We start from the raw sequence: 6,651 nt of genomic DNA, 5'->3' as shown, positions 1-6,651 counted from the left end.
TTCCTGCATGTCGCTGCCGACGAGGCGCTGGTGGCGGCGGCCGCGGTCGATGCGGCGGTGTCGGCGGGGGATCAGCTGCCCTCGGCGCTGGCCGGTGTCCCGCTGGCCCTTAAGGACGTGTTCACCACCGTCGACATGCCGACCACCTGCGGATCCAAAATCCTCGAGGCTTGGCGTTCCCCGTACGACGCCACCGTCACCGCCCGGTTGCGCGCCGCCGGCATCCCGATCCTGGGCAAGACCAACATGGACGAGTTCGCGATGGGCTCGTCGACGGAGAACTCGGCCTACGGCCCGACCCGCAACCCGTGGGACCTCGACCGGGTGCCCGGAGGCTCGGGCGGTGGCAGCGCCGCGGCGTTGGCCGCCTTCCAGGCGCCGCTGGCGATCGGGACCGACACCGGCGGGTCGATCCGTCAGCCCGCCGCGCTGACCGCGACCGTCGGGGTCAAACCCACCTACGGCACGGTGTCCCGGTACGGCCTGGTGGCCTGCGCCTCGTCGCTGGATCAGGGCGGGCCGTGCGGCCGCACCGTGCTGGACACCGCGCTGCTGCACCAAGTGATCGCCGGGCATGACGCGCTGGATTCCACCTCCCTGGACGTCGCAGTGCCCGACGTGGTCGCCGGCGCCCGTGCCGGCGCGGACGGCGACCTCAAGGGTGTGCGGATCGGTGTGGTCAAGCAGTTGCGTGGCGAGGGCTACCAGCCGGGTGTGCTGGCGTCGTTCGAGGCGGCGGTAGAGCAGCTGACCGAGCTAGGCGCCGAGGTCAGCGAGGTCGATTGCCCGCACTTCAATAACGCGTTGGCGGCCTACTACCTGATCCTGCCGTCGGAGGTGTCGAGCAACCTGGCGCGCTTCGATGCGATGCGTTACGGCCTGCGGGTCGGTGACGACGGCAACCACAGCGCCGAGGAAGTGATGGCGATGACGCGGGCCGCGGGATTCGGCCCGGAAGTCAAGCGCCGCATCATGATTGGTACCTACGCGCTGTCCGCGGGCTATTACGACGCCTACTACAACCAGGCGCAGAAGGTCCGTACCCTGATCGCCCGCGATCTGGACGCGGCCTACCAATCCGTCGACGCGCTGATCTCGCCGGCGACCCCGACGACGGCGTTCGGTTTGGGGGAGAAGATCGACGATCCGCTGGCGATGTATCTGTTCGACCTGTGCACGCTGCCGCTGAACCTGGCCGGGCACTGCGGCATGTCGGTGCCGTCGGGGTTGTCCCCGGACGACCAGTTGCCGGTGGGCTTGCAGATCATGGCTCCCGCGCTGGCCGACGATCGCCTCTACCGGGTGGGCGCCGCCTACGAGGCCGCGCGCGGCCCGCTGCCCGCGGCGCCGACCATTTAGCCGTGGACTTGCCCGTCGGGCCGCCGGTGCGGGCAAGATAAGAACATGCGTATCGGAGTACTCACCGGAGGGGGCGACTGTCCCGGCCTCAACGCTGTCATTCGGGCGGTGGTGCGCACCTGCGACGCCCGGTACGGCTCGTCGGTGGTCGGGTTTCAGGACGGCTGGCGCGGTTTGCTGGAAAACCGGCGCATCCAGTTGCAGAACGACGATCGCAACGACCGGCTGCTGGCCAAGGGCGGAACGGTGCTGGGCACCGCCCGGGTGCACCCTGACAAGCTGCGAGCCGGCCTAGACCGGATCAAGCAGACCCTGGACGACAACGGCATCGACGTGCTGATCCCGATCGGCGGGGAGGGCACCTTGACCGCGGCGCACTGGCTGTCGGAGGAGAACGTTCCCGTGGTGGGGGTGCCCAAGACGATCGACAACGACATCGATTGCACCGACGTGACTTTCGGACACGACACTGCGCTGACCGTGGCCACCGACGCGATCGACCGGCTGCACAGCACGGCCGAATCCCATCAGCGGGTGATGCTGGTCGAGGTGATGGGGCGCCACGCCGGCTGGATCGCGCTCAACGCGGGCCTGGCGTCCGGGGCCCACATGACGCTGATCCCCGAGCAGCCCTTCGATATCGGGGACGTGTGCCGTCTTGTCAAACGGCGCTTTCAGCGCGGGGATTCGCATTTCATCTGCGTGGTGGCCGAGGGCGCCAAGCCGATTCCTGGTTCGATCCCGTTGCGCGAGGGCGGGATCGACGATTTCGGGCACGAGCGTTTCACCGGCGTGGCTCAGCAGCTGGCCGTCGCGGTGGAAAAGCGGATCAACAAGGACGTCCGGGTGACGGTGCTGGGCCACGTGCAACGGGGCGGTACGCCGACGGCCTACGACCGGGTGCTGGCCACCCGGTTCGGGGTGCACGCCGCCGACGCCGCGCACGCCGGTGAGTACGGCCAGATGGTGTCGCTGCGCGGGCAGGACATCGGCCGGGTGTCGCTGGCCGACGCGACCCGCCAGCTCAAGCTGGTGCCCGATACCCGCTACGACGAGGCCGCCGCGTTCTTCGGCTGACAGCACCCTTTCCGGGCCTTGTCCGGCGAACACCCCGGCGCGGTTGCGACGTTGTGGGTGGGTATGGCCGGGCCGGTAGATTAGTCGAACGGCGAGTCGCAGCCCGGTCGCCGTCGACTTTGCCGACCCGCCCGCAAGAGAGTGAATTATTTCATATTTTCGGGTTTAACTGCCAGGTCGGAACGGTTATACCCGGGTAGGAGCAACCCCGGTGGCGTTCGCGGAGTCCGGCCGCACTCCTGGCGCAGGGAAGACCCGACGGCGGCGACGGTGCCGGAACGGCGCTATCGGCTAGCCCGGGCCGGGCGTGCGGTGACCTACCGTCCCGATCTGACGCTGGGCGGCACCGCGCTGGACGGCCGGGGCCACGCCGACCAGGGGAGCCCTGCCCGGTCGTTCGGTTGGCGGCAGATGATCCATCGCGTGACCGGAATCGATTTGGGGCCCGGCAAGGACGCGCTGTACGAGCAAGACTTGCGGGAGCGGATCGCGGTGCCGCTGGCCGGCGGGTTCCCGATCGCGGTGCTTAACTTCAAAGACGGTGTCGACAATACGGCGGTGGTCGAAGCGCTCGGCTCGACCTTCGCCGAGGCGCGCGGTGACCAGGTCATCGCCGTCGACATCGACACCGGCGACCTGGCCGAACGTCACGGTTGTCGCAACCCGCTCACCCTGGCGGATCTCGTCGCGCGCAGCGCGGTCACGCAGTACTCCGCGATCCGGTCGCACACCCACATGAACAGCTTCGGCCTGGAGGTGCTCGGGCTGCCCGATTACGCTCATACCGGCTGTCGGCTGGAGTGCAGCGACTTCGCCAAGGCGTTTTCGATTCTGCGGAATTACTATTCGGTGGTGTTGGTGGATTGCGTCAAGGCGATCAACTCTGCCGTGATGGAAGCCGTGCTGTCCGAGGCGCGGGCCCTGGTGGTGGTCACCGGTACATCCATCGACGCGGTGCGCAAAACCAACACCACACTGGAGTGGTTGTGCAGGTACGGATATCGGCATCTGATGGGCTCAACCGCGCTGGTGATGAACCACACCGAGCCGGCCACGCCGGACGGCGTCGTCAGCAAGGCGTTCGAGTCGATGGCCGCTCGCGTCGGCGCTGGCGTGGTGCTGCCTTTCGATCGGCATGTCCACGACGGCCGGGAGCTCGGCGTGGACCGGTTGAGCAGGCAGAGCCGGCGCGGCTACCTGGAGCTGGCGGCAGCGCTGGCCGACCTGGCCGCCGGACGCCCGGCACGGCCCGCACTCCCTGATCGCCGGCCGCCGCTGCCGGCCCGCATGCCCTGATCGCGGCCCGCCGCGCCCGGCCCGGTGGCCCGCGGCGTCCCCATTAGGATCTTCCCATGACTGTTACGTCCGGGGCCGATCTGCTGGATTACGACGAGGTCCTCGCGCGTTACGAGCCGGTGCTCGGCCTCGAGGTTCACGTTGAGCTGTCCACCGTCACCAAGATGTTCTGCGGCTGCTCCACCGCTTTCGGCGCCGAGCCCAACACGCAGGTGTGCCCGGTGTGCCTGGGCCTGCCCGGCTCGCTGCCCGTGCTCAACCAGGCCGCGGTGGAGTCGGCGATCCGCATCGGGCTGGCGCTGAACTGCGACATCGTGCCGTGGTGCCGCTTCGCCCGGAAGAACTACTTTTACCCGGACATGCCGAAGAACTACCAGATCTCCCAGTACGACGAGCCGATCGCCGTCAACGGCTACCTGGACGCACCGCTGGACGACGGCACCACGTGGCGTGTCGAGATCGAACGGGCCCATATGGAGGAGGACACCGGCAAGCTGACCCATCTGGGCAGTGAGACGGGCCGCATCCACGGCGCGACGACGTCGCTGATCGACTACAACCGTGCCGGGGTGCCGCTGATCGAAATCGTCACCAAGCCCATCGTGGGCGCTGGGGCGCGGGCCCCGCAGATCGCCCGCGCATACGTGATGGCGTTGCGAGACCTGTTGCGCGCGTTGGACGTATCCGACGTCCGGATGGATCAGGGCTCGATGCGTTGCGATTCCAACGTGTCGCTGAAGCCGGTCGGCTCCGCCGAGTTCGGCACCCGGACCGAGACCAAGAACGTCAACTCGCTGAAAACCGTTGAGGTCGCGGTGCGTTACGAAATGCAGCGCCAGGCTGCGGTTCTGCTGGCCGGTGGCCGAATCACGCAGGAAACCAGGCACTTTCACGAGGCTGGATACACCAGCCCGGGACGCACCAAGGAAACCGCGGAGGATTACCGCTATTTCCCCGAGCCTGACCTGGAACCCGTCGCGCCCAGCCGGGAACTCGTCGAGCAGCTACGCCAGACTCTCCCCGAGATTCCGTGGTTGAGCCGCAAGCGGATTCAGCAGGACTGGGGTGTTTCCGACAAGGTGATGCGCGACCTCGTCAACGCCGGGGCGGTGGAATTGGTAACCGCGACCATCGAACACGGGGCGTCGGCCGAGCAGGCCCGTGCCTGGTGGGGAAACTTTTTGGTGCAGAAGGCCAAGGAGGCGGGCGTCGAGCTGGACGAGCTGCCCATCACGCCCGCCCAGGTCGCCGCGGTCATCGCGCTGGTCGACGAGGGCAAGCTGTCCAACAAGCTGGCCCGTCAGGTCGTGGAGGGTGTGCTGGCAGGTGGGGGCGAGCCCGAAGAGGTGATGACCGCCCGCGGTTTGGCGCTGGTGCGCTGCCACTCGGTCACCCAGGCCGCCGTCGACGAAGCGCTGGCCGCCAATCCCGATGTGGCGGAGAAGATTCGCGGCGGAAAGGTGCAAGCCGCCGGGGTCATCGTCGGCGCGGTGATGAAGGCCACCCGCGGGCAAGCCGACGCGGCGTGGGTGCGCGAACTGGTGCTGGCCGCCTGCGGACAGGCTTAACGCCGCTCGACCGCCCGCGTCAGGCCTTGTCGTCGTTGTTGCGCGGGAAGCCGCCACCCTGCGGGAACAGCGGGAACACCACGTCGTCCAGCTTCTCGGCGGCACCGGCGGTCTTGTTGATGGTCGCGCCCCATACGTTTCCGTCCGGCGACAAGCGCAACGCCCACGCGTGAGCGTGCGCGTCCTTGCGGACCACATCGGGTTCGCCGGTCACCGCGCCGGTGTTCGGCGCTAGCCGCACCGCCACCGTCATTTTGGTGTTGACCAGGTTGATCATCACGGTCCCGTCCATCGCCGCGCAGCCGGCCACGCCCGGCTTGTCTGGCCAGGTCCACACCGTGGAAACCTCCGAGGCCTTGGTGATGCGCTGCAACCGGTCCGCGGTGGGGGTGCGGTCGGCCACATACAGCAAGCCGTCCACCGGGTCGATGCACATGCCGCCGCCCGAACCGACGCCGGACAGCGCGGTCGTCGGCGTCGCCTGTCCGACGGTCGTCGGCTGCTCGATGCGTAACACCTTGCCGGCCAACGATTTCGGGTCGGCAGCCAAAGCAGGGTTGCCGGCATCGCCGGTCAGCACCAGCAACGTGGTGGGGCTGCTGAACAGCAGCGCGCCGGTGTTTCCGATGGCGCCCTTGGGGATTCCGGTCAGGATGTCCTTGGGTATGTCACCGTCGGCGATCCGGATGACCCGGTTGTCGGTCGGCGTGCTGATGTAGGCGTACATCAGCCGGTCCTGGGTGTAGGTGGGCGACAGCACGATGTCCATCAGGCCGCCGTCGCCGGACGGGTCGACCGGAACGACCAGCTTGACCTTCGGCTCGGCGCTGACGGAGATCTCCTTGACCGCGCCGGTGGTGCGCTCGGCGACCAGCGCCGTCTTGCTGTCGGGGCCCATGATCAGGCCGCTGGTGCTCTCCAGGCAGCCCTGCATCACCCCCGGGGCCGGGCAGGCCTTGGGAAACGGCGTGGGCAGCAGCGGCGGCGGGGGAGGCGTCGAGCTCGGCTGCGGCTTGAGTTCGGGGGCGGTGGTGAACGGCGCAGATGCCGCATCGTTGAATCGGGTGCAACCCGTCGTCACCAACATCACCGCGCAAAGCGCGGCGAGCCCGCACCGCACCGAACACCTCAAATGCATGACCGACAGGCTACGGACAGTGCCGGCACCGGCGCCACAGGCGTGGGCGGGCGCGCACTGCCGGCCCGGCGCGAGCGGCCCGTGTTTACCGTTTCGAAACACCGTCGAGCCGATTTCGAGTCAATCCGGGCCCATTTAGCGGCATATGCGTTAATAAACCGGCGAAAGCGCCGCTCAAATCCCCAATTCGGGCGTCGATGCCCTTACCCTGAC

General features: G+C 68.1%; 5 protein-coding genes. 4 read left to right on the top strand and 1 reads right to left on the bottom strand.

Features of this window, described 5'->3' with window-relative positions; genetic code table 11:
- From gatA to gatB, 4 genes are all read left to right on the top strand, one after another.
- Positions 1 to 1,359 (top strand): Asp-tRNA(Asn)/Glu-tRNA(Gln) amidotransferase subunit GatA (gene gatA / locus FQ389_RS11980; protein WP_144207932.1); only part of this gene is annotated, 1,359 nt, incomplete at its 5' end.
- 45 nt (positions 1,360 to 1,404) lie between these two features.
- Positions 1,405 to 2,436, top strand: coding sequence for an ATP-dependent 6-phosphofructokinase (locus FQ389_RS11975; RefSeq protein ID WP_144207929.1), 1,032 nt, complete (start codon positions 1,405 to 1,407; stop codon positions 2,434 to 2,436).
- A 270-nt stretch (positions 2,437 to 2,706) separates the two neighbouring features.
- Positions 2,707 to 3,732 (top strand): MinD/ParA family ATP-binding protein, encoded by a 1,026-nt coding sequence (locus FQ389_RS11970; protein WP_260860696.1) that lies wholly within the window; start codon positions 2,707 to 2,709, stop codon positions 3,730 to 3,732.
- Positions 3,733 to 3,788: 56 nt separating this feature from the next.
- A complete protein-coding gene (gatB, locus tag FQ389_RS11965; RefSeq protein WP_144207925.1) occupies positions 3,789 to 5,300 on the top strand; it encodes an Asp-tRNA(Asn)/Glu-tRNA(Gln) amidotransferase subunit GatB in 1,512 nt (503 codons plus the stop codon).
- A 19-nt stretch (positions 5,301 to 5,319) separates the two neighbouring features.
- Here the strand turns inward: gatB and FQ389_RS11960 are convergent, their stop codons facing one another.
- Entirely contained in the window at positions 5,320 to 6,438 is a 1,119-nt protein-coding gene (locus tag FQ389_RS11960; RefSeq protein WP_186296385.1) for a PQQ-dependent sugar dehydrogenase, read from the bottom strand.
- Positions 6,439 to 6,651 lie beyond the last annotated feature (213 nt).

Source organism: Mycobacterium tilburgii, assembly GCF_902168065.1.
Taxonomy (GTDB): Bacteria; Actinomycetota; Actinomycetes; order Mycobacteriales; family Mycobacteriaceae; genus Mycobacterium; species Mycobacterium tilburgii.
The sequence above is the reverse complement of the archived record's forward strand: the minus strand, read 5'-3'. Positions and strand labels throughout refer to the sequence as shown.